The 21,747-nt window shown below is 61.2% G+C and carries 19 protein-coding genes; 8 read left to right on the top strand and 11 right to left on the bottom strand.

The genetic code is table 11. The features are described 5' to 3' along the window. Positions 1-47 precede the first annotated feature (47 nt). The 6 genes from CJ178_RS26500 (at position 48) to CJ178_RS26480 (ending at position 7,792) form a co-directional block, all read left to right on the top strand. Entirely contained in the window at positions 48-2,372 is a 2,325-nt protein-coding gene (locus CJ178_RS26500; protein WP_095888367.1) for a helicase-associated domain-containing protein, read from the top strand. An 87-nt stretch (positions 2,373-2,459) separates the two neighbouring features. Next, positions 2,460-2,585 carry a hypothetical protein gene (locus CJ178_RS33375; protein WP_254922770.1) on the top strand — a complete coding sequence of 42 codons (126 nt, stop codon included), beginning with the start codon at positions 2,460-2,462 and terminating at the stop codon, positions 2,583-2,585. Positions 2,586-2,819: 234 nt separating this feature from the next. Then, on the top strand, positions 2,820-2,984 hold the full coding sequence (locus tag CJ178_RS32895; protein ID WP_165826323.1) for a hypothetical protein: 165 nt from the start codon (positions 2,820-2,822) through the stop codon (positions 2,982-2,984). A 216-nt stretch (positions 2,985-3,200) separates the two neighbouring features. Continuing rightward, positions 3,201-4,859, top strand: a complete 1,659-nt coding sequence (locus tag CJ178_RS26490; protein WP_092806577.1) for a DNA repair helicase XPB — start codon at positions 3,201-3,203, stop codon at positions 4,857-4,859. 100 nt (positions 4,860-4,959) lie between these two features. Beyond that, complete coding sequence (locus CJ178_RS26485; protein WP_095888699.1) at positions 4,960-7,047, top strand: peptidase; 2,088 nt, start codon at positions 4,960-4,962, stop codon at positions 7,045-7,047. 82 nt (positions 7,048-7,129) lie between these two features. After that, positions 7,130-7,792 carry a DUF3239 domain-containing protein gene (locus CJ178_RS26480; protein WP_095888366.1) on the top strand — a complete coding sequence of 221 codons (663 nt, stop codon included), beginning with the start codon at positions 7,130-7,132 and terminating at the stop codon, positions 7,790-7,792. A 23-nt stretch (positions 7,793-7,815) separates the two neighbouring features. Here the strand turns inward: CJ178_RS26480 and CJ178_RS26475 are convergent, their stop codons facing one another. From CJ178_RS26475 to CJ178_RS26450, 6 genes are read right to left on the bottom strand one after another with little or no spacing between them, the layout of a single operon-like run. Beyond that, on the bottom strand, positions 7,816-8,802 hold the full coding sequence (locus CJ178_RS26475; protein ID WP_045069780.1) for an LLM class F420-dependent oxidoreductase: 987 nt from the start codon (positions 8,800-8,802) through the stop codon (positions 7,816-7,818). Positions 8,803-8,811: 9 nt separating this feature from the next. Further along, a complete protein-coding gene (locus tag CJ178_RS26470; RefSeq protein WP_095888365.1) occupies positions 8,812-10,047 on the bottom strand; it encodes an MFS transporter in 1,236 nt (411 codons plus the stop codon). After that, the gene (locus CJ178_RS26465; RefSeq protein ID WP_095888364.1) at positions 10,044-11,390 is read right to left on the bottom strand and encodes an LLM class flavin-dependent oxidoreductase; all 1,347 of its coding nucleotides are present in this window, start codon (positions 11,388-11,390) and stop codon (positions 10,044-10,046) included. Before CJ178_RS26465 ends, CJ178_RS26470 begins: the two co-directional genes overlap by 4 nt. 32 nt (positions 11,391-11,422) lie before the next feature. Next, positions 11,423-12,301, bottom strand: a complete 879-nt coding sequence (locus tag CJ178_RS26460) for an ABC transporter permease (RefSeq protein WP_095888363.1) — start codon at positions 12,299-12,301, stop codon at positions 11,423-11,425. Then, on the bottom strand, positions 12,294-13,115 hold the full coding sequence (locus CJ178_RS26455; RefSeq protein ID WP_033234078.1) for an ABC transporter ATP-binding protein: 822 nt from the start codon (positions 13,113-13,115) through the stop codon (positions 12,294-12,296). Before CJ178_RS26455 ends, CJ178_RS26460 begins: the two co-directional genes overlap by 8 nt. After that, positions 13,112-14,191, bottom strand: a complete 1,080-nt coding sequence (locus CJ178_RS26450; protein WP_045068991.1) for an ABC transporter substrate-binding protein — start codon at positions 14,189-14,191, stop codon at positions 13,112-13,114. Before CJ178_RS26450 ends, CJ178_RS26455 begins: the two co-directional genes overlap by 4 nt. Before the next feature lie 906 nt (positions 14,192-15,097). On the opposite strand from CJ178_RS26450, the gene CJ178_RS26440 reads away from it, so the two are divergent. Together CJ178_RS26440 and CJ178_RS26435 are read left to right on the top strand one after the other, a co-directional pair. Then, a complete protein-coding gene (locus CJ178_RS26440; RefSeq protein ID WP_095888698.1) occupies positions 15,098-16,390 on the top strand; it encodes an AI-2E family transporter in 1,293 nt (430 codons plus the stop codon). Beyond that, positions 16,387-16,875: a DUF1269 domain-containing protein gene (locus CJ178_RS26435; RefSeq protein ID WP_095888361.1), complete on the top strand. Its 489-nt coding sequence runs from the start codon at positions 16,387-16,389 to the stop codon at positions 16,873-16,875. Before CJ178_RS26440 ends, CJ178_RS26435 begins: the two co-directional genes overlap by 4 nt. 18 nt (positions 16,876-16,893) lie before the next feature. Here CJ178_RS26435 and CJ178_RS26430 read toward each other — a convergent pair whose 3' ends face one another. The 5 genes from CJ178_RS26430 to CJ178_RS26410 are packed head-to-tail and all read right to left on the bottom strand — an operon-like array spanning position 16,894 to position 21,706. Continuing rightward, positions 16,894-18,573, bottom strand: a complete 1,680-nt coding sequence (locus CJ178_RS26430) for an FUSC family protein (RefSeq protein ID WP_095888360.1) — start codon at positions 18,571-18,573, stop codon at positions 16,894-16,896. 34 nt (positions 18,574-18,607) lie between these two features. Next, complete coding sequence (locus CJ178_RS26425; RefSeq protein ID WP_095888359.1) at positions 18,608-19,681, bottom strand: sulfate/molybdate ABC transporter ATP-binding protein; 1,074 nt, start codon at positions 19,679-19,681, stop codon at positions 18,608-18,610. Beyond that, the gene (locus tag CJ178_RS26420) at positions 19,678-20,484 is read right to left on the bottom strand and encodes an ABC transporter permease (protein ID WP_095888358.1); all 807 of its coding nucleotides are present in this window, start codon (positions 20,482-20,484) and stop codon (positions 19,678-19,680) included. Before CJ178_RS26420 ends, CJ178_RS26425 begins: the two co-directional genes overlap by 4 nt. Continuing rightward, complete coding sequence (gene modA / locus CJ178_RS26415; protein ID WP_373557492.1) at positions 20,484-21,296, bottom strand: molybdate ABC transporter substrate-binding protein; 813 nt, start codon at positions 21,294-21,296, stop codon at positions 20,484-20,486. The genes CJ178_RS26420 and modA overlap by 1 nt, the downstream gene beginning before the upstream one ends. Further along, positions 21,293-21,706 (bottom strand): TOBE domain-containing protein, encoded by a 414-nt coding sequence (locus CJ178_RS26410; protein ID WP_033234071.1) that lies wholly within the window; start codon positions 21,704-21,706, stop codon positions 21,293-21,295. Before CJ178_RS26410 ends, modA begins: the two co-directional genes overlap by 4 nt. Between the last annotated feature and the right edge of the window lie 41 nt (positions 21,707-21,747).

Here is a 21,747-nt window from a genome sequence, read left to right as displayed (position 1 = left end):
CAGGACTCCGTTACGCCGTACATACCAGGTCTCTAATCTGATACCTGATGACCGAAATACGTGGCACCCAGGCGGGCACTTCCGGAGCCGACAGTTTGACCGAATGGCTGTCGGCGCGCACTGACGCCGAGCTGACGGAACTACTGCGTTTGCGGCCGGATCTCGCTGTGCCGCCGCCGAGCACGATGGTGGTGCTCAGTGGACGCGCACAGCAACGCGCGTCGGTCGGTAGAGCAGCCGACGAGTTGGACACACTGGACTTCGGACTTCTCGAACTGCTGGCGCTCGCCGGCGCCGAGGAAACCCCCATGACGCGCGCGGAATTGAACGACGCGCTCGCTGCCCGCGCCCTCACCGGCAAGGGCAAGGTCACCAAGAAGGCAGTCGATGCCTCGCTTGCGAAGATGCGGGCCTATGCGCTCGTCTGGGGCACGGATCCGATCAGCATCGTCTCCGCTGCCATCGACACCATCCCGTGGCGACTGGGCCGCGCCCTCGAGCCCGCCGAGTCCATGTCGGAAGCCGAGATCACCGCGGCGCTCAATTCGCTCGGCGAGCGCGAACGCGGTCTGCTCGAAACGCTGGCAAACTCGAGCCCCATCGGCCGAACCCGCGACGCGGCCCCGGAAACGCCCGCAGATCGTCCCGTGCAGAAACTCCTGGCGGCCGGCCTGCTCCGGTGGTTGGACGAGCAGACGGTGGAGTTGCCGGCGACGGTACGTCAGGTTATCCGCGGCGAACCGGTCTTCGATCCGACAACGCTCACCGCGCCGGTGATCACCGGCGACAAACTCAAACCTGCCGACGTCAATGCGGCGGCCGCGGGCGAAGCCCTCGAGTTGGTTCGCCAGAGCGAAAACGTGATCGCCGTTCTCGGGGCCGCACCTGCCCCGGCGTTGCGCGCCGGTGGACTCGGAGTGCGTGAACTACGACGTATCGCGAAGGCCGCAGACCTCGACGAGAGTCGGCTCAATCTTGTGGTCGAACTCCTCGCCGCCGCCGGATTGATTGCCAGCGGCACCCCCGACCCCGCCCCGGCGTCCGACACCGCGGACGACTACTGGACCCCGACGATAACGGTCGACGGTTGGCTCAACGCGACCACGGCCCGCAAATGGGAGGTCTTGGCGTCGGCGTGGATCGATGTCCCCCGAGTCCCCTGGATGATCGGAATGCGCGATCCGTCCGACAAGCCGATCGCCGCGCTGGCGGAGGAGGGCCGCGCACCGTCTGCACCGAGAGACCGGGCGTCGATTCTCGGACTCTTGGCCGAACTCGACAGTGGGCAGAGCGCCTCGCCCGCCGAGGTGAGCCGTTCACTTGCGTGGCGTCATCCCCGACGGAGCGGCCGGCTTCGGACATTTGCAGTCGAAAACACACTTGCGGAGGCGTCGGCTCTCGGATTGGTGGCGCGGGGCGCACTGAGTTCACCTGGGCGGGCGATGCTGCACGGCGGCGACGCCGAAGCCGAAATGGCGGCGGCGCTGCCAAAGCCGATCGACTACATCCTGGTTCAGGCCGACCTGACGTTGGTCGCACCCGGCCCGCTGGTACCTGACCTGCTCGAGCAGGTGACCTTGGTAGCCGATATCGAATCGGCCGGTGCGGCGTCGATGTACCGCATAAGCGAGAGCAGTATCCGCCGAGCACTTGATGCCGGATTGACGGCGACGGAACTGCAGACGATGTTCAGCACGAAGTCCAAAACTCCGGTACCACAATCGCTTTCGTACCTCATCGACGACGTTGCACGCCGGCACGGCCGGTTGCGGGCGGGCGTGGCCGCGTCGTTCATCCGATGCGAGGACGCATCCCTCTTGGCCGAGGTTCTCGCTTCCCCCGTCGCGGAGCCCTTGGCCTTGCGCGCCCTCGCCCCCACGGTGGCTGTGTCCCAGGCACCGCTGCGGGAAGTTCTGGCCGAACTTCGCGCTGCCGGCTTTGCGCCCGCAGGCGAGGATTCGTCGGGTGCCCTCGTCGATCTGCGCCCGCGCGGGGCTCGAATCCCGAACCGTCGCTTGCGGCACGCCACCCGAACGCCGTCGAGTCCGTCGCCGGAACAGCTCGACGCACTGGTGCGAACGATGCGAGCCGGCGACCGCGCTGCCACACCCGGCCGGGGCGGGGTTCGCGCCGACGGATCGCGGGAAAGCAATGCCGCCGCCATCGCGCTGCTCTCGTCCGCAGCCCGCGAGGGAAAGAGCGTCAACATCGGCTACGTCGACGCTCAGGGGGTGGCCACGCATCGCATCGTCGATCCGGTCAGCGTGGGCGGCGGGCAGTTGGACGCATTCGATCCGGCGAGTGGCGCAGTGCGCCGATTCACCTTGCACCGCATCACCTCCGTCAGCCCTGTCGAGTCCGGAAAAAAGTGATCGGAAAAATGCAACTGGCTTTTTTCTGTAAATGAAGTATGGTCGAGGTCAGTTTGTGATTGCCACTTCGAAAAATGAGGAGCGACAATGGCTGACAAGGCGCCGGGTAAGAACATGAAAAAGCCCGCCCAGTCGATCAAGGAACGCCGCGCAGAAAAGCGTGAAAAAGCAGCGGATTCTTCGGAATTGATTCGCAAGAGAAAGCGGAGCTGACGGAAAATACTTTCGTTCTTCTCTCGAGAAGTTTTCATCATGCAAGCCGAGACCGATGCACTCGACTACCTTCACGAGACGTTCGACCAGTTCAGGTCCAGTAGCAGAGGCACAGATCCACGGTCCCGCGGATATGTTGCCGGGATGACACTGGCCGCGGTCTGCGTCCTCGACGAACACGCTCGTCGACCCGGAATTTTGTTATCGGGTCGTTCGTAAAACAAAGGACCCACCGTGAAAAGAACAATCCATGCGCTTGATCGCATTCAAACCAGACTCGAATCAGAACTTGATTCAACTCCCGGTGACAGCGAAAAGAATATCGGTTATCGCTCCGGAATTTCCGAAGCGATAACTCACGTCATGGAAATGCGAAAGTCTGCGGTGGCGCAGAAATAAAAAGTTTCCGCGTCTCCGAAATACGGGGTCAGGAATAGCCGTCAACTGTGCCACGTTGACGTAGGGGTGCCCAAGTGTGGGCACCCCTGTTTGCGTTGTGTATTGCCCGTCACTTGGCGTATTCACCGCGATGGCAGGACAATGGCAGGGTTGCCGCGACACTGCTGCATTCGCTACACGGCTGCACCATCGCATTCGCTACACCAGGAGGACTTCGTGACCGACGGACCGTTGATCGTCCAATCCGACAAGACGCTGCTGTTGGAGGTCGATCACGAGCGCGCCGGCGATGCCAGACAGGCAATCGCACCCTTTGCCGAGCTCGAACGGGCCCCCGAACACGTCCACACGTATCGCATCACGCCCCTGGCCTTGTGGAATGCCCGTGCCGCCGGACACGACGCCGAGCAGGTAGTCGACGCACTGGTCTCGTTCTCGCGGTTCGCCGTCCCGCAGCCCCTGCTGGTCGACATCGTCGACACCATGGCCAGGTACGGACGCTTGCAGTTGGTCAAGAGTCCGGTTCACGGCCTCATCCTGGTCAGCCTCGACCGCGCAGTGCTCACCGAAGTGATGCGGCACAAGAAGATCTCACCGATGCTCGGCGAGAAGGTCGACGACGACACCGTGATCGTGCACCCGAGTGAGCGCGGTCGCCTCAAGCAGATGCTGCTCAAGATCGGCTGGCCGGCCGAGGATCTCGCCGGTTACGTGGACGGCGAAGCGCACCCGATCGATCTCGCTTTCGAAGAGGGCCACTGGGAACTGCGTGACTACCAGCAGATGGCGGCGGATTCTTTCTGGGCCGGCGGCTCGGGCGTCGTCGTGCTGCCGTGTGGTGCCGGTAAGACGATGGTAGGCGCGGCGGCCATGGCAAAGGCCAAGGCGACCACTCTCATCCTCGTCACCAATACCGTTGCCGGTCGTCAGTGGAAGCGTGAGCTCATCGCCCGCACGTCGTTGACCGAGGAAGAAATCGGCGAATATTCCGGTGAGCGCAAGGAAATTCGACCCGTCACGATCGCGACGTATCAGGTGATCACGCGTCGTACCAAGGGTGAGTACAAGCACCTCGAACTATTCGACTCTCGCGACTGGGGCTTGGTGATCTACGACGAGGTTCATCTGCTGCCCGCGCCGGTGTTCCGCATGACTGCCGATCTTCAGTCGCGTCGTCGCCTCGGCCTCACCGCAACATTGGTCCGCGAGGACGGCCGCGAGGGCGACGTATTCTCGCTCATCGGCCCCAAGCGTTACGACGCTCCGTGGAAGGACATCGAGGCGCAGGGCTGGATCGCGCCGGCCGATTGCGTCGAGGTGCGAGTGACGATGACGGACGCCGAACGCATGTCCTACGCGGTGGCGGAACCGGAGGAGCGCTACAAACTGTGCTCGACGGCGCACACCAAAATTGCTGTCGTGAAGTCGATTCTGGCCAAACATCCGGATTCGCCGACCTTGGTGATCGGTGCGTATCTCGATCAGCTCGACGAACTCGGTGAAGCCCTGAACGCACCGGTGATCAAGGGATCGACCAAGAACAAGGAACGCGAGATCCTGTTCGATCAGTTCCGTAACGGCGAGATCCAGACGCTGGTGGTGAGCAAGGTCGCGAACTTCTCGATCGACCTTCCGGAGGCGTCTGTCGCCGTTCAGGTTTCGGGAACCTTCGGATCGAGGCAGGAAGAAGCTCAGCGACTCGGGCGCCTCCTGCGACCCAAGCACGACGGTGGTCAGGCCCACTTCTATTCGGTGGTTTCCCGCGACACTCTCGATGCGGAATACGCGGCACATCGTCAACGATTCCTCGCCGAACAGGGCTACGCGTATCGAATCACCGACGCGGACGACCTGTTGGGCCCAGCCATCGGTTGAACACATTTCTATAACAAGTTTCACTAATTAGCTGGACGGACGTCCATATCGCGATAGCGTGCTCCCTGTCACACTTGTGCCTATCGGGGAGTCGCGCATGTTGCGCTCGGTTACACGTTCACGCGGTCGTCTCGGCGCCGCAGTTGCGCTTCTGACAGCGTCGCTGCTGTCGGCAATCGGAGTGGTTGCCACCACCGGCGTCAGTTCGGCGACTCCGGTCGCCCCAGGTACAACGGTGTATCAGCTTGCGAACGGCTGCTACGCACTACAGGGTGCCGACGGTGCGTTCGTGAACCGGGACGGAAGCGGCTACCGCAGCGGCGGAACAACCGTCGACGACGCCGAATCATTCAGGCTCCATGCGGCGCAACTCGGCCGGTTCATGTTCTACGGCACCGACGGATCGATGCTTGCCCATGACGGCGCCGGCGGCGTCGTGGCAACGCCAATCGCGACCCCGTCGACGGACTGGACAGTGATGTCGAGCGGCGAGAAGTTTGTTCTCACCGCCACCACAAACGGTCGAACACTGGTCAGCCACGATTCCACCCTGTCGCTGGACGAACCCGGCGGCGCACCGGATGCCGCCTCGTTTGCCCTGATCCCCCGCACCGGATGCGCCGATTTCCCGGAAGCCGAAGTGAACGCTACTGGTACGCCGTCGGAGATAGGCCCGGGCGGCGAGGTCACCGGATTCATCGATACGCATGTCCATATGAATGCGTCCGAGTTCATGGGAGGAAATCTGCACTGCGGTAAGCCTTTTGATCCCCAAGGCGTCACTGCCGCGCTGGTCGACTGCCCGGACCATCAACCCAACGGCATGCCGGCGCTACTCGAAAACGTTCTCTCCTTCGGCGATCCATTCGCAACCCACAACACCGCCGGGTGGCCCACTTTCCCCGATTGGCCGGCTCACGATTCCCTGACTCACGAGCAGACCTACTACACGTGGGTGGAACGCGCGTGGCGCGGCGGTTTGCGCATCTTCACCAACCTTCTTGTTGCCAATCGTGTTCTGTGCGAGCTGTATCCGACCAAACGCAATCCGTGCGACGAAATGGAGACGATCCGGATCCAGGCCAAGCAGACTCGTGAGATCCAGGATTACGTCGACGCACAGTACGGCGGCCCCGGCCGTGGCTGGTTCCGGATCGTAAGCTCACCGGCCGAAGCCCGGCAGGTGGCGGCCGACGGAAAACTGGCCGTCACGCTGGGTATCGAGGTGTCGGAACCCTTCGGGTGCACACTGCGAAACGATGTGCCGCAGTGCACGACCGAAGATATCGATCGCGGTCTGGACGAACTCTACGATCTGGGTGTCCGGCAAATGATCGTCACGCACAAGTTCGACAATGCCTTAGGTGGCACGCGTTTCGACGGCGGCATCACCGGGGTGGCCGTCAACATCGGTAACTACCTGGGTACCGGTGAGTTCTGGCAGTCCGAACCGTGCACCGGCGTCGCCGAGGACAACGAGCTGCCCACCAAGGTCGACGGTGCCCAGAATCTCCTCGCCGTACTCCCACCCGGCGTGACGCTTCCGGTGTATCCGGCCGGTGCGCAATGTAATTCACGTGGATTGAGTGCTCTCGGTGAGCACACCATCCGCGGGTTGATGGAGCGAGGCATGATCATCGACATCGACCACATGAGCGTCAAGGCAGCGGACGCAACACTCGGTATCCTCGAAACCGCCCAGTACTCCGGCGTTGTGTCGAGCCACAGTTGGAGCGACGAAAGCTTCTACCGGCGGATCTATGCACTCGGTGGTTTTGTTGCGCTGTACGCGGGCACACTCGATGCTTCCGACGGTAAGCACGGCGAGACCGGATTCATCGACCAGTGGCGCGAAGCCCGGGAGATGCGAAGCGAAAACTACTACTTCGGATTCGGCTACGGCGCCGACACCAACGGATTCGGTCCCCAGGCCGCGCCGCGCAGTGATGCCGACGCCAATCCTTTGCAGTACCCGTACACCGCCTTCGACGGCACAGTCATGGACAAGCAGCGTGCCGGCGACCGCGTCTTCGACGTCAACGTCGACGGTGTGGCTCAGTACGGAATGATCCCCGATTGGATTGCTGACATGCGTATAGCCGCAGGGCCGGATGGAGATCAGATTATCGACGACATGAGCCGCGGCGCGGAGGCCTACCTGCAGATGTGGGAGCGCGCGCGGAAGTAGCTACCCTGGTGGAGTGGCTCCTGGAGTTTTCAGGAGCCCTCGACCGAGTACACCCGCCCGCCACCTGCGAAGGAACACACCAGTGGCTGATTTCCAGTTCACCGTCGACAAGGCTCACGCGAAGTCCGTCAACGACACGTTGGCCGATGTCCGTCGTCTGCAGGTTTCTGCCGTGATCTTCGCCCTCATCCTCGCTGCGCTTGCCGCCTGGCTCATCAGCATGGGTGCGGTGTGGTCCACCATCGCCGGCGCTGTTCTCGCTGTCGGTGCGATCAGCTCGCTGGGTGTGGCCATATGGGCGCCGCGCAAGGTGGGAAGCATCGAAAAGTTGTACAGCGAAAACCCGTTGGTCCCCACGATCGTCTCCGAGATTCACCCTCGCGCCGCGACACTGACCGCGCTGATCGACGTCGCGAAGCCGTCGACGCAAGGACCGCGATACGCGTTGGTCAGCCGAAATGTCCGACTCAACCCTCATTGGAAGGTCGGCGATCGTGTTCCGTCGGTCGCCCTGCGGTCGGACCGCTCCACGCGCAGCCAGGACGACGTCTGGCAGATGGTCAATCCGATGCCCATCGAATGGGGCACCAAGGACGCCCGAGTCCTGGCCCGCGCCACCGCAGCGATCAGTGCAAGTGAGTGGAACTTCCTTCAGAGTCGACTCGCTGACTCGAAGGAAGTTCGCACCCACCCGGAACGCCGCGTCATGATCGAGCCGGCTGACCTGCCCGACAACCTGCGCTAGCAACTGCCGCTGAGGCAACTTCTCTAGCGCAGTGCCGGCAATACCTCACGTTCGAACAACTCGATGCCCGAGGTGTCGTACGCAGCTTCGGGGAAGTAGAAGATCCCGTATTCAAGCCCCTGTGCCTTGAGCGCTGACAGGTTTTCGATGATCTGTTCCGGAGTTCCGACTGCGGGCATACCGCGGAACGCGTCCAGCGACGCTTCGGCAGCAGCTTCGCCCACCAAAGGCGTCAGCCGGTCTTTGACTACCCGAAGCCGCTCGGCCACTTCGGCTTCCGTCGATCCGATGGCAACGTTGTAGTTTGCGGAGCGGACGATGGCGTCGAAGTCGGTGCCCACCGTATCGCAGTGCTTCTTCAAGATCTCGGACTTGCGCTCGAATCCTTCGGGTGTGCCGTCGAAGTTGGTGTACTGCGCGTATTTTGCCGCAATCTTCAGGGTGACCTTCTCGCCGCCGCCCGCGATCCACAACGGGATTCCCTTGTCCTGAAGTGGAAGTGGTCGACAGATAGCGCCGTCGACTTGGTAGTACTTGCCATCCAGCGTCGCGCTGCCGGTCGACCACGACTGTCGCATGATCTGGATTCCCTCGTCGAGACGGCCGAGTCGCTCACCGGCAGAAGGGAAACCGTAGCCGTAGGCGCGCCATTCCTGCTCGTACCAGCCGGCGCCGATACCCATTTCGACACGACCGCCACTGATCAGGTCGGTGGTGGCCGCAATTTTTGCGAGATAGGCCGGGTTGCGGTAGCTGATGGCGGTACACATCTGGCCCAACCGGATACTCGACGTCGACGCGGCAAGGGCCGACATGAGGGTCCATGCCTCGTGCGTTGCTTCCTCCGTCGGCGCAGGAACCGTATGAAAGTGGTCGTACACCCACGCCGACTCCCACGGTCCCGCTTCCGCCCGCAACGTGAAGTCACGCATCACCTCCCACTGCTGTGCAGGGTCGATGCCAACCAGGTCCAGGCGCCAGCCTTGAGGAACAAAGAGTCCGAATCGCATCATGCGAGCCTACCCAGACCGTCCGCGATCCGCTTGCGCCGCCACGGACGGCGAATAGCGCGGAATATATCGGTGCATCACTGCTGCGCCGGCAAAGGACGTCGCTCCCAGAACCGCAAAGGCCCAACCGAGTGGAACCGCAGCGGCAAGCACACCAATCGCAAAAGGTCCGCCGAACATCCCCGTGTCATGGGTCAGGCGCCAGGCTGCGAGAAACTCGGCCCGCTCGTCCGGTGGAGCGATATCCGCACCCAACGTCATGATGACTCCGTTGCCCAACCCGTTGCCGATTCCCATGACAACGGCAACCGCGGTCAATCCCAATGCTCCTGTCGACAGCGGCAGCAGAAGATAAGACACTCCGATCACAGTGAGCGACGGGACCGCCACCAATCTTCTGCCGTAGCGGTCCATGATGTGTCCGGCCGGATACGAGCACAGGAGATCCACTGCCGCGCCCACACCGAAGATCACACTGACCTGGGCAGCGTCCAACCCGAGATGCAATGCCCACAGTGGAAGTACCGCTTCCCTCGACGCCCGAGCGGCGCCCATCAGGACAGATCCGATGCCCAGTGTCGACAGCGGTGCGCGATGTCGGCCGAGAATGTCGGTCAACGTGACGGGTCGGTGTTCGCCGCCGCTCGCGTCGACCGTGCGCGGTGGATCGGAAACGCGCGCCATCAGAGCCCCGGCGAGTACAACACCGACCAACTGAACCAGGAATCCGCCGCGGGTGCCCATCATCAGAATCACCCCGGCGCCGATCAGTGGTCCGAGAAAGAATCCCAGACGCCACATCGCCGCGAACGACGACATCGCCCGGGCTCGCAAGCTCAGCGGAACCGTCTCAGCGAGGTAACTCTGCCGAGCCAGGCCCCACACCGCATTTGCCAGTCCGGTCAGCAGGGCTCCGATTCCCAGTACCCAGGGAGTCGCGGCGAACAGGCAGATCACCACTCCTGTTGCACCGAGAGCACTTCCGCCGATGATGGACCGACGCTCGCCGAAACGCGAGACTATCCGGCCGGCCGGTAGATCACCGAGAACAGCGCCCAATCCGCCGAGCGCAACGATCAGTCCCGCAACGGTGATCGACGCCCCGAGGTCCCGGGCGGTCACAGCCATGATCGGCGCCGCCGCGCCCTGGCCGATTCCGAAAATCGCAGCCGGGACAAAAACCGTTGTCACCAACGGCTTCAGCGCGCCTACTCCTGGCTGCGCTCGGGGAACTGTTTCCGTCACGCGCTCACTTCTACGGCCACCGTAGCCCGCGAGCGCTTACCGACCGACTCTGCAAGCCCGTAGTGGCCACGCAACGTGGATTCGGTGTACTCCGTACGGAAAAGCCCCCGGGACTGCAGAATCGGCACAACCCGATCGACAAATATCTCGAGCCCACCCGGCAGGTACGGCGGCATGATATTGAAACCGTCGGCTGCACCTTTGTCGAACCATTCGGTCAGCTCGTCGGCAACCTGCTCCGCCGTCCCGGCAAAGGTGCGGTGTCCCCGCCCACCACCAAGTTTGCCGATCAGCTCACGGACCGTGAGCTTTTCGGTCTCCGCCAAGTCCTTGACCAATTGGTATCGGCTCTTGTTGCCCTGGATGTGATCAAGATCGGGCAACGGCGGAAGAGGTGCGTCGAGCGAGTGTTCCGTGAGGTCGACGCCCACCATGTTCGAGAGTTGACGCAGCGAGTACTCCGGAGAAATCAAATCGGTAAACGACTGCTCGAGAGCTTTTGCTTCGGCTTCAGTGTCGGCGATGAAGGGAACGATTCCTGGCAGCACTTTGAGGTCGTCCGGATTGCGGCCGTACCTGATCAATCGGGATTTGAGGTCGGAGTAGAAGTCTTGGCCCTGTTCGAGTGTTCGCTGCGCAGTGAAGACGGCTTCGGCATATCGCGCCGCGAAGTCTTTACCGCTTTCGGAAGATCCAGCTTGTACCAGTAGTGGCCGGCCCTGCGGCGATCGCGGCGAATTGAGCGGCCCGGCCACCGAGAATCGTGGACCGTCGTGGTCGATGCGGTGCACGCGGTCCGGGTCGGCAAACACGCCAGTCTCCTCGTCCAGGAGGATTGCGCCCTCTTCCCAGCTGTCCCAGAGATCAAGCGTCACATCGACAAACTCTTCGGCCCGCTCGTAACGGTCACTGTGCGCCGGCACTGCACCCAGTCCGAAGTTTGCGGCTTCATCGGCGCCGGCCGACGTCACGATGTTCCACCCGCCGCGGCCACCGCTGATGTGATCGAGCGAAGCGAACTTTCGCGCGAGAGTGTACGGATCGCCGTAGCTGGTCGAAGCCGTGGCGATCAGGCCAACCTTGTCTGTCGCTGCCGCTATCGCCGACAGCAAGGTGACCGGCTCGAAAATCGCCTGGGTATTGTGCTTGACGCGCGGACCGACGGCCAAACCGTCGGCAAAGAACACCGAGTCGAGCTTCCCGCGTTCCGCGATGCGGCCCAGATTCTGGAAATGCTTGACATCCAACAAGTTAGCCGCATCAGTATTCGGATGACGCCACGCTGCTTCGTGGTGGCCGACGCCCATGAGAAATGCGTTCAAGTGAAACTGTCGTTCGGACATGATAAAAGAACGTTCCTTCCGATGAGTGAGTATCAGGTGGCGGGACGCCAGCGTGAGAGCCGGCGTTCGATCAGCACCAGCACACCGTTGAGACTAAGACCGAGCAAAGAGATTGCGATGATGCCCGCATACATGTTCGGGATCTGGAAGTTCAACTGGGAAGCGGTAATCAGATATCCGAGACCGGCTTTGGCTCCGACCATTTCGGCTGCAATCAGCACGAGGATCGACGACGCGGCCGACATCCGAATCCCGGTGAAGATCGTAGGTACCGCGGCCGGGAGGACAACCTTCTGAAACAGCCTGATCGGAGAAAATCCGAGTGATACAGCGGATTTGACGAGCAAAGGATCAACGCTGCGCACTCCGGAGATCGTATTGAGCAGGATCGGGAAGGTGCAGGCATAGATCACCAGCGCGATCTTCGACTCTTCACCGATTCCGAGTATCAGCACGAATACGGGCAGTAGCGCCAAAGCCGCTGTGTTGCGGAACAGTTCGAGGATCGGATTGAGGAAATCCGAGACGGGGCGGTACCACGCAATCGCGATACCCAACGGAACCGCGACCACTACTGCCACAAAAAATCCGGTCAAGGCACGAGACAAGCTTGCGGTGACGTGTTCTTGCAGTTGGCCGTTGCCGACCAGTGTGAAGAACGCCGACACCACTTCACTGAACGGCGGAAGGAAGACCTTGTCCACCAACCCGAAGCGTGGTGCTAATTCCCAGATTCCGAGTAGCACAGCGATGGCAATCGAGGGCTTTGTGATTCGCCATGCCGTCGATCGCACGTAACGTGCTGCGGCGCCGACCTGATCGGCCGACTTTCGGGTCACAGAGCCGACCCGCCGCTCTGATGTCGGTTCCGGCGCGGTAACCAATTCCGGAATTGCCAGTGCGCTAGACATTCGCGGTCTCCTTCGTCGGATCGAGCTCGTCGGTCCGCGCACGTTCCACTTCACCGTGCAGAAGGGTCCAGATCTGGTGCCGATAATCGCGGAATTGCTCACCGGAGCGCACATCCGCGGCGGATCGGTCGATGTCGATATCGACGATCGTCTTCACCCGGCCAGGCCGGGACGTCAAGACGGCCACGCGTTGTCCGAGATAGATGGCCTCGTCGATCCCGTGAGTGATGAACAGAATCGTCTTGCCTGTCGCTTTCCAGATCCGGAGCAACTCGCCCTGCAACGATTCCCTCGTCTGTGCGTCCAATGCCGCAAACGGCTCGTCCATCAGCAACACTTCCGGGTCGAAGGCAAGGCTGCGAGCGATGGCGACCCGCTGCTTCATACCGCCGGACAGCTCGTGGGGGTACCGATCGGCAAAGCCTTCCAAGCCGACCAACTCGAGGTAATGATCGGCAAGTTCGCGTCGTGTGCTCTTCTTGACGCCCTTGGCTTCCAATCCGAACTCGATGTTGTGACGGGCAGTGCGCCACGGCAGCAGAGCATACTGCTGGAAGACAATTCCGCGATCCAGCCCCGGACCGGTGATCTGCTTGCCGTCCAAAAGGATTCGGCCTGATGTAGGAGAACTGAGCCCGCCGAGTAGATCGAGCAGAGTGGACTTGCCGCAGCCGCTGGGCCCGACGAGGACCAGAAACTCGCCCGGTGCCACGTCGATGTTGATGCCCTCGACCGCCGTGAATTTTTCACTCGTCCCGCGAATGTCGAATTCCTTGGTGACGTCCTCTAGCCGAAGTTTCGGTTGAGTGCTCATTTTCCGACCTCCAATGCCTGTCCGTCAGCGCCACTTTCGGGTGTGTACGTCCCGTTGGCGTACGGGTTGAATGTGTTGGTATAGATGTCCGCCGGAGTCAGTTTCCCTTCCTCCAATTCACCGTTGCGGGTCAACCAGTCGATCCAGGTACTGATCTCGACGTCCTCAATCACTCCACCGGGTCCGGCGACTCCCGGGCTCTTCCAGTAGCTGATCAGCTTCGTGTCTTCGTTGCGTCCCCGAGAGTTGATGATCGAGGTAAATTTGGCGACTACTTCATCGCGCGAGTGCGTCTGCGTCCAACGAATGGCGCGTGCTGTTCCCTGCACGAAGTCAGCGACTGCATCTTTGTTCTGCGCGATGTAGTCGTCGCGGAATACCAACGTGCCGTAGGTGAACGATCCGAACAGCGATTCGTCCGTGAAAAGCTCACGCAGACCTCCACGTTCGAGAGCCGAATCTCGGAAGACCGATCCGAGGGTTGCGACGTCGATCTGACCCTGGCGTAGTGCCTGTTCCGTGTTGACCGGAGGAACAACGATCAGTTCCACCTGGTTGATCTCGTCCGGCGTAAGACCTTCCCGCGCAAGCCATTCACGGACGACAAACTCGTGGTGCGCCCCGAGGGTGTTCATTCCGACCTTCTTGCCGATCAGGTCCTTTGCCGATGTGATCGGACTACCGTCAAGTACGTAGTACCCATTGAAACTCTGCTTGTCCGAGCCGTAGTAACCGATGACCGAAGTGATCGGAGATCCGGCAGCAGCCAACTTCACGATGGCTCCGTTGAAGGCTCCGCCGAAGTCGGTCTGACCGGTGGCTGCATTCTGGATACTCTGCGGACCACTGGTGGTGTCGCCGATCCAGTCGAGTTGCACGTCGTTGAAATACCCGAGGTCGGCGGCAAGTTCCGGGAACAATACCTGACCTGCACTCCCCTCGTAGCGAAGGACGGTCTTACCGTCAGCGGTCTTGACCACTTCGTCGGAGGAACCGGAGCATGCGACGGCGAGGCCGGCTAGAGAGACAAGTGCGAGGGCCGCGGCGACAGAGCGCGCGAAACGGGGGCGAATCATGAAGGTGCTTCCTGTAGAAGATGATTTGTGCCGTGATCGGCTACATCGGCCCTCGGCTGTACCGAAACGTCATGTCCTGCAGAGAGCGCTCGACGGGTGAAGTTCACGCAGCGTCGTACGATGTGCTCTGCGGAGGCAGATGCGGGTGGTTGTCGGTTCAGCGACAACAGCGACAGGACGAGAACACGTGGGACTCCAAACGTGGAAGGCAGTACCTTGGCTGGTAATACCGTCGAAGGCAGTACCTTTGTAGGCAGTGCCGACACCATATGTCGGCGCCCCCCACGTGCGTCAACGATTTATTCACGCCGGATTTTAATGTGTGAAGACCACCGAAACGGGACATGTAGTCCGCTGTTCGGTCAGCTCGATCGGCACTGCAAGTAGCTATCGGGCTGCATCATTCTCAAACACTGAATCCACCGAGCATTCCGACAGCCGCAAGTGTTGCCAGGGCGGCAACAAAGATTACCGAGTAAAATACTCGGCCGTCGAGGATAAGTGCTGGTTCGCCTAGTTCGTACCTACGTTCCGTTGAATCATCGTCAAAGTCTGGATCATCGTCAAAGTCTTCGGCATTCGAGGATTCTTCGCCCACGGTCTCCACCCGAAAATATCGAGATCGTTCTAGATCGCATCACCGATGTCCGCCACGAACGAAAGTGACGTGGCCGCCGCAGAGCCGATCGCAAAGCCTTGCCGGACAGCGTGGTTGGCTGGAGATCTCTCTGTACTTGTCATGATGTCTCCTTCTGCGCAACATCGTGGTGCGATCAGTATCGGAAGAATCCGGTCTTCTGGCATCACCCCGAAAGGATGAGCGCTCATCTATTCCGGGTGATGACAGCAAACAACCTCCGGTGCAATTCTTTTCCGGACACCATCGCGATTCGTTCGGAGGAGACCATGACGCAAGAACTCGAATCGGCCGAAGGTGCGCCAGTCCCATCACAGTGGTTGTTGCCGCGCGGCCTCATCGTGTTGCTCGGGCTGACCGGACTGGTTGTCACTGTCGCAGGTACAAAAGCATTCTCCAGTATCCTCGGGCCGGTCTTTCTGGCCCTGATGCTGACCGTCGCCGTTCATCCCGTACCTGATTGGCTGCAGCGGAAGGGATTACCCCGATGGCTTGCGACCCTTACTGCTCTGGTTGCGGTGTACACCATTCTCAACACTCTGGTCTTCTTTCTCATCTATTCCGTCGCGAGATTGGGGACACTGCTCCCTGCCTACGAGGAGCAGTTCGATCAACTTCTCGCGGACGCCAAAAGCCGGCTCGGCAATCTGGGGATCGGGTCGGATCAGATTCACAACATGCTGTCCTCGGTGGATTCGGGAACTATCACCCGTGTGCTGACAGGGCTTTTGGAAGATACGCTCGGACTGCTGTCGAATCTTGTGTTCCTTGTCGTGTTGCTACTGTTCATGGCGATCGACGGCAGCGGTTACTCGCAGCGGATGCAGGTGCTCGTGAGATCGCGCCCGGACATCGCCGGAGCGTTCATGTCGTTCTCGTCGGGAACACGAAAATATCTTGTCGTATCAACAGTTTTCGGCGCTATTGTCGCCGTACTCGATACTGGGCTTCTGTGGGCGCTCGGGATACCACTCCCCATCCTGTGGGGCGTGCTCTCCTTCATCACGAACTACATCCCGAACATCGGATTTGTCCTCGGCCTCGTCCCACCCGCGCTACTTGCCCTCCTCGACGGCGGTGTCGGTCCGATGCTGACGGTCATCGTTCTCTACAGTGTGGTGAACGTGATCATCCAATCGGTGATCCAACCCAAATTCGTCGGCGACGCAGTCGGACTCTCGGTCACGTTGACATTCCTGTCGCTGGTCTTCTGGTCATGGGTCCTCGGCCCACTGGGCGCAATTCTCGCAATCCCGTTGACATTGATGGCCAAAGCGTTCCTGGTCGACATCGACCCCTCGACCCGCTGGGCCGACGTTCTGCTGAACGAATCTGACCCCACCAGTACAACGGTCGCATCGGAAACCGAGCCAGGTACTGGAGTGTGCCGCTGCGATCCTGATTCCTCACTGGGCACCGGATCATCCGTGCCGGGTGATGTGTTCGGGAGAGTCGAAATCGAGGATGGATCGGTATCGAAACGCAAGACACCGCTCACCGGAACCGCATCTCTACCGTCAACTTCGGGGAAAATCTCGGCAGATAAAGGAGTAAATGAATGAGTGCAACCTTGACGGTGTGGAAGTTCCCGACGCCCTCGGGCGCGGATACCGCGATCACCACACTCGAAGACCTTCAGAGACAGGAACTGATCAAGGTTCGCGACGCAGCGCTTGTGTCGTGGCCCGAAGGGGCAAATAGGCCCAAGACTCGCCAGCTCAACAACGTCACCGGTGCCGGCGCACTCGGAGGCGCATTCTGGGGACTGCTATTCGGGTTGCTCTTCTTCATCCCGCTGCTCGGAGCTGCGCTCGGAGCCGGGATCGGCGCGCTCGCGGGGTCTTTGACAGATGTGGGAATCGACGACGAATTCATAGCCGGTGTCCGCAAGAACGTCACCCCCGGAACTTCGGCACTGTTCGTACTGACTTCGGACGCCATCATCGATCGGGTACATGAGGCATTCGACGGTCAGTCCGGTGAACTGGTGTCGACGAACCTCAGCCACGAGCAGGAACAGCAGCTACGGAACGTGTTCGCCGAGTAGTACTAACAGTGGATTCGGTCAGCTCGATCGGCACGCCGCGTAGCGTCGTTCCCAGTTCTCGAGGTGCGAGCGCGACACCGTGGTGCCGAACGACAACCGGTGCAGCACATCGGATCCAAGGTGATGCAACTCGGTGTGCGCTGCCCACTTCAGTGTCGCCCAGTCCGGTTCGTTGTGCGCTGCATCGATTCCTGCCATGGCGGCGCCGCGAAGTTCGAACTCCAGATCGCGACACAATTCTGCACTCGGCGCACGCTGTGCCACCCGAATGTCGGTGAGCAGCACGCCGAGCAGTCGCGCCACGCGCCCGTCGACCCAGTCCAAAGTTCGGCGATGAGCACGGCGGCCCACAGTCCACAGCACGATCAGTGCGACCACAACGCCGACTGCTGTTTCGATCATTCGACTCAGGACCAGATGCTGCACGGTGCCGTGTGCGCCACCGGCGGCACCCAGAAGGATCGCCATCGGCGTGATGAAGATGACGGCGACTCCGTAATTGCGCACCAGGAACAGCTCGATTCCCAACTGCAGCACAGCAAGTACCGCCACCATGGCAAGGCCGGTCGGGCTCCACAGATACACCCCGCCGAGCACCAGTAACCCGAGAACGGTCCCGCCGATCCGGTGAATCCCCCGATAGGTTCCCAGAATTCGATCCGGCCCCTGGTGAAGAACCATCGCGGCTGCGATCACTGCCCAATCCGGTCGGTCGATTCCGAGAAGAACCGTCAGGCTTCCCGCTGCGATGCAGGCCAGAAGTAGCCGGATCGCAGTGATCGTCGCTCGACTGGACGGATTGCAGGCACGCAGAAATCTGTACCGGATCGTCGGGTCGGGCAAAGGCGGATACACACCTACCTCGTCGATGTCGAAAGCTGCGTCCGCCATCAACTCCGGGTCGTGATCGTCGGCCAGTGCTCCCGCCATCCGCATCTGTGCGCGCTCCAGCTCACGAGTGAGCGGATGATCGGTACCGACAATCTTTCCGCGGTACAGGCATTGCCATGCATCTTGAAGTCGCAGCGCGGCAGCGTGACGGTTCGCTTGATCTGTCGCCGCCACGTATTCGTCGACGGCCGACACGGCCGCGTCGACGGCAGCGTGTTCCACCGCTCTCGGCGCCCACAGTATCCCCGTCATGGATATGAGTAGTGCGCTCGCTCCGCCTACGGCCGTCCACAGAGCAACCTCTGTCGGCGGTTGTCCCGGAGTGGCGATCACCGAACTGATCTCTGTCGTCAACAAGAGGAAGAACGCTCCTGGTGGCCCCAATCGCAACGCGTCAACGGTGAACGCACAGGTCGACACCACGACTGCCATGACCAGAATGACGAGTATCAAGAGAGCCTCGGGGGCGCCTTCGGAAATAGCCCGGTGGATCGGTTCGCCCACCGATGCGCCGATGAAGGAGAGAACCGTCAAGGCCAACGCGGCAATGCCGACGACTTTCCACCGGCTCCGGTATGGCCGGCCTTCACCGTAAATCGAGGCGAAGGCTCCCAGCCCGACGAGAAGTGACGCAGAGCCGTATCCGAGAAGCGTCGCGATTGTCGCCGGAATCGCGAGGGCGAGCGCCACCCGAACGGCTCCTGGAAATCGGTTTCCCACCGGCGGCAATCCGAACAACACACTCCGCGCAGGCCGTGGTGCGGGAACAACGGCAGGCTCCCCTGGTGGTGCGTCTTCGGGGTTCACTACCCATCCTTCGAGCCGAATAACGTGTGAGACGTTATTGAGCGTAGATCAGCGTCTCTGTCGCTTTGACAACGAAGGTCACCGTCGCGCCCGGTACGAGATCGAGCTCGGCCGCCGCTGCTGTCGTGATGTCGGCCGAAAGTCCCGGCTGTCCCTCGTCGTCCTCGGCGCGTACCCGAACCGTCGAGCCTCGATTCTCGATCTCGGCAACAGTGACGTCGAACGCGTTGCGAGGGCTTCCGTGCGGCGGATGGAGATACACCGACACAGCACTGGGTTCGAACATCGCAACTGCTGGGCTACCCACTGGCACAGCCACTTCGGCAAGGCCGGCGATGGCGGTACCACCAGGAGTTCGGATCGCGCAGTCCTCGATCATGACGCCACTACGCAGATTGATTCCGGCAATCCTGGCGGCAAACGTACTACGAGGACGCGTCAGCACCGTCCGGACATCTCCACGTTCGACGACGCGTCCACCATCCATAACCACGACGCTATCCGCGAGCGCCAAGGCATCAAGCGCATCATGAGTCACCAGAACGGCTGTGCGGTTACCGGTTCGCAGCACTCGTCGCAGCAAGGAACGCAGCGCCGGGGCCGACGATACGTCGAGTGCTGACATCGGTTCGTCGAGGAGCAGTAGTTCAGGCTCAGCCGCCAGTGCTCGCGCCACTGCAACGCGTTGTGCCTGTCCCCCGGACAGCTGCGACGGTTTCCGATCCGCCAACTCGCCGGCGTCGACGGCGCCGAGCCAGTGGCGGGCCGCCTGCGCGGATTCACGACGAGACCGCCCGGCACTGCGCGGTGCAAACGCGACGTTGTCCATGGCACTGAGATGAGGAAAGAGCAGTGCGTCCTGAGCGAGCAGGACAGTCCCACGTTTGTGCGGAGACACGCAGACTCCGGCAGCGGTATCGGTCAGCACCCGTCCATTGAGTTCGATTCGCCCACGATTCGGATGATGCAGTCCCGCAACCGCAGCCAGCACCGTCGATTTTCCGGCGCCGTTCGGGCCGAGTATCGCTGTCACCTCACCGGCGGCAACGTCGAACGAGGCGATCACGTCGCGTTCGGGGATTTCGACATCCACGTGCAAGCCGCTCACAGTGTTCCTGCCGATCCGCGCCCACGGACGGCGACGACGATGACCACGGCAACAACAACCAGAACCAGCGAAAGTGCCACGGCAGCATCGGGATCGCTCTCACGTTGCAGGTAGATCTCCAGCGGCAAGGTGCGGGTGACTCCTTGTAGGCTGCCGGCAAACGTCAGCGTCGCACCGAACTCCCCCAACGCGCGCGCAAAGGCGAGTACGGCTCCCGAAACCAGGCCGGGAATCACCAGAGGCAGAGTGACGCGTCGTAGCACCGTGGTCGGCCTGGCTCCGAGCGTTGATGCCACCGCCTCGTAACGAGTGCCTGCCGTCCGCAGTGCCCCTTCGAGACTGACCACCAGAAACGGCAGTGCGACAAACGTTTGTGCCAGAACAACGGCGGTCGTGGAGAATGCGATCTGAATTCCGAGCACTTCCAACTGCTCCCCGATCAGCCCTTTACGGCCGAACGTGTAGAGCAGCGCGATTCCGCCCACGACCGGAGGCAGGACCAGCGGCAGCAAGATCAGTGACCGCAGTACCGACAGTCCACGGAAACTGCTGCGCGCCAGCACCACAGCCATCGGTACCCCGAAGAGAATGCAGAGCACTGTGCTCATCGCCGCGGTCTTCAGACTCAGCTTCAAAGCCGCTATCGACGACTCCGAGGTCACGAGTTGCCAGAACTGCGACCATTGCACCGTCTGCAGCATCGCGAGCAACGGAACTATCACGAAGGCCCCGCCGATCACGGCAGGGAGATAAATCCATACCGGCAGCCCGAGCGGAGCACGGACTGCCGGTCTGATTCGCATCACGGAGCGGCAAATCCTGCATTCGTCAGCACAGCCAGACCCTTCGGGCCACTCACGAGATCAACGAACTTGGTGGCGGTGGCGAGGTTCTTCGAATCCTTCAGTGCTGCAACCTGGTACAGGTTGACAACGGAAGCGGCCTCGGGGAAGGCGATGGTCTCGACCTTGTCGCCCGCCGACTTCGCGTCTGTTACGTACACGATGCCGGCATCTGCCTGACCTGAGGTGACTTTGTTCAGCACGTCGGTTACCGAGGACTCCTCACTGACCGGCTTCAGGCTTTCACCGCTCGCTTCTTCGACCTTCTTTGTGGCAGCCCCGCAGGGAACCTGGGGAGCACAGATCACCAATTGTGTTCCCTCCTTGGCCAAATCGGCGAACGAGGTGATTCCCTTCGGGTTACCTGGCGGCACCACGATCGTGAGAGTATTGCTCGCAAAGTCGGAGGGCGTACCTGCAACAACTCCAGCGTCGGTGGCCTTCTTCATGTTTGCCGCATCAGCCGACGCAAACACGTCCGCGGGAGCGCCCTGGATGATCTGCGCAACCAGATCCGACGAACCAGCGAAACTGAAAGTAACTGAAGTTCCGGGGTTTTCGGACTCGAATTCGTTGCCGAGTTCGGTAAATGTGTTCTTCAGCGATGCCGCCGCAAAAACGGTGATGTCGCCGGTCACGGTTGCCGAAGTACTGGTAGCCGCCGTCGACGTCGAGGGTGACGAGCTGTCCGAGCTACTGCAACCGCTCACCAGAGCAAGCGAGAGAACACCTGAGGCAACTATTCCGAGCGCTTTGTTCACTGATTTCCTCACTGCGTTTTCAACGTTGACGGGGTTTCCACGATCACGGTGGTGGCTTTGACTACGGCAACTGCGATGCTGCCGACTTCCAATCCCAGTTCACGAACAGCGTCGGTGCTCATCAGCGAGACCACGGTGAACGGACCGCACTGCATTTCGACCTGCGCCATCACCGTGTCGGTGACAACTTTGGTCACGAGGCCGGCAAACCGGTTGCGGGCCGACGTCCCGGTACTGAGCGGGTCTACGGGAGCGGGAGCCGCGTTGGATCGCGCAAACGCAGCCAGTTCGGCGCCGTCGATCACCTTGCGACCCGAATCGTCGGTTGCCGCGCTCAGCTGCCCGCTGTCGATCCATCGACGCACGGTGTCGTCACTGACACCCAGTAGCCCGGCCGCTTCGCGTATTCGTATGTTGGGCACCTCATGATCGTAGGGCTCGCAGCAGCCCCGAACAAGCCAAA

This window comes from Rhodococcus sp. ACPA4 (genome assembly GCF_002300185.1).
GTDB classification, from domain to species: Bacteria; Actinomycetota; Actinomycetes; order Mycobacteriales; family Mycobacteriaceae; genus Rhodococcus_F; species Rhodococcus_F globerula.
This window is presented reverse-complemented; position numbering and strand designations above follow the sequence as displayed.

Bases quoted from the DNA above. Each gene is read 5' to 3' on its own strand.
- CJ178_RS26455 (WP_033234078.1), bottom strand. From the start codon at position 13,115: ATGAGCACTCAACCGAAACTTCGGCTAGAGGACGTCACCAAGGAATTC.
- CJ178_RS26420 (WP_095888358.1), bottom strand. From the start codon at position 20,484: ATGCGAATCAGACCGGCAGTCCGTGCTCCGCTCGGGCTGCCGGTATGG.
- CJ178_RS26460 (WP_095888363.1), bottom strand. From the start codon at position 12,301: ATGTCTAGCGCACTGGCAATTCCGGAATTGGTTACCGCGCCGGAACCG.
- CJ178_RS26435 (WP_095888361.1), top strand. From the start codon at position 16,387: ATGAGTGCAACCTTGACGGTGTGGAAGTTCCCGACGCCCTCGGGCGCG.
- CJ178_RS26475 (WP_045069780.1), bottom strand. From the start codon at position 8,802: ATGCGATTCGGACTCTTTGTTCCTCAAGGCTGGCGCCTGGACCTGGTT.
- CJ178_RS26500 (WP_095888367.1), top strand. From the start codon at position 48: ATGACCGAAATACGTGGCACCCAGGCGGGCACTTCCGGAGCCGACAGT.
- CJ178_RS26440 (WP_095888698.1), top strand. From the start codon at position 15,098: ATGACGCAAGAACTCGAATCGGCCGAAGGTGCGCCAGTCCCATCACAG.
- CJ178_RS26465 (WP_095888364.1), bottom strand. From the start codon at position 11,390: ATGTCCGAACGACAGTTTCACTTGAACGCATTTCTCATGGGCGTCGGC.
- CJ178_RS33375 (WP_254922770.1), top strand. From the start codon at position 2,460: ATGGCTGACAAGGCGCCGGGTAAGAACATGAAAAAGCCCGCCCAGTCG.
- CJ178_RS26450 (WP_045068991.1), bottom strand. From the start codon at position 14,191: ATGATTCGCCCCCGTTTCGCGCGCTCTGTCGCCGCGGCCCTCGCACTT.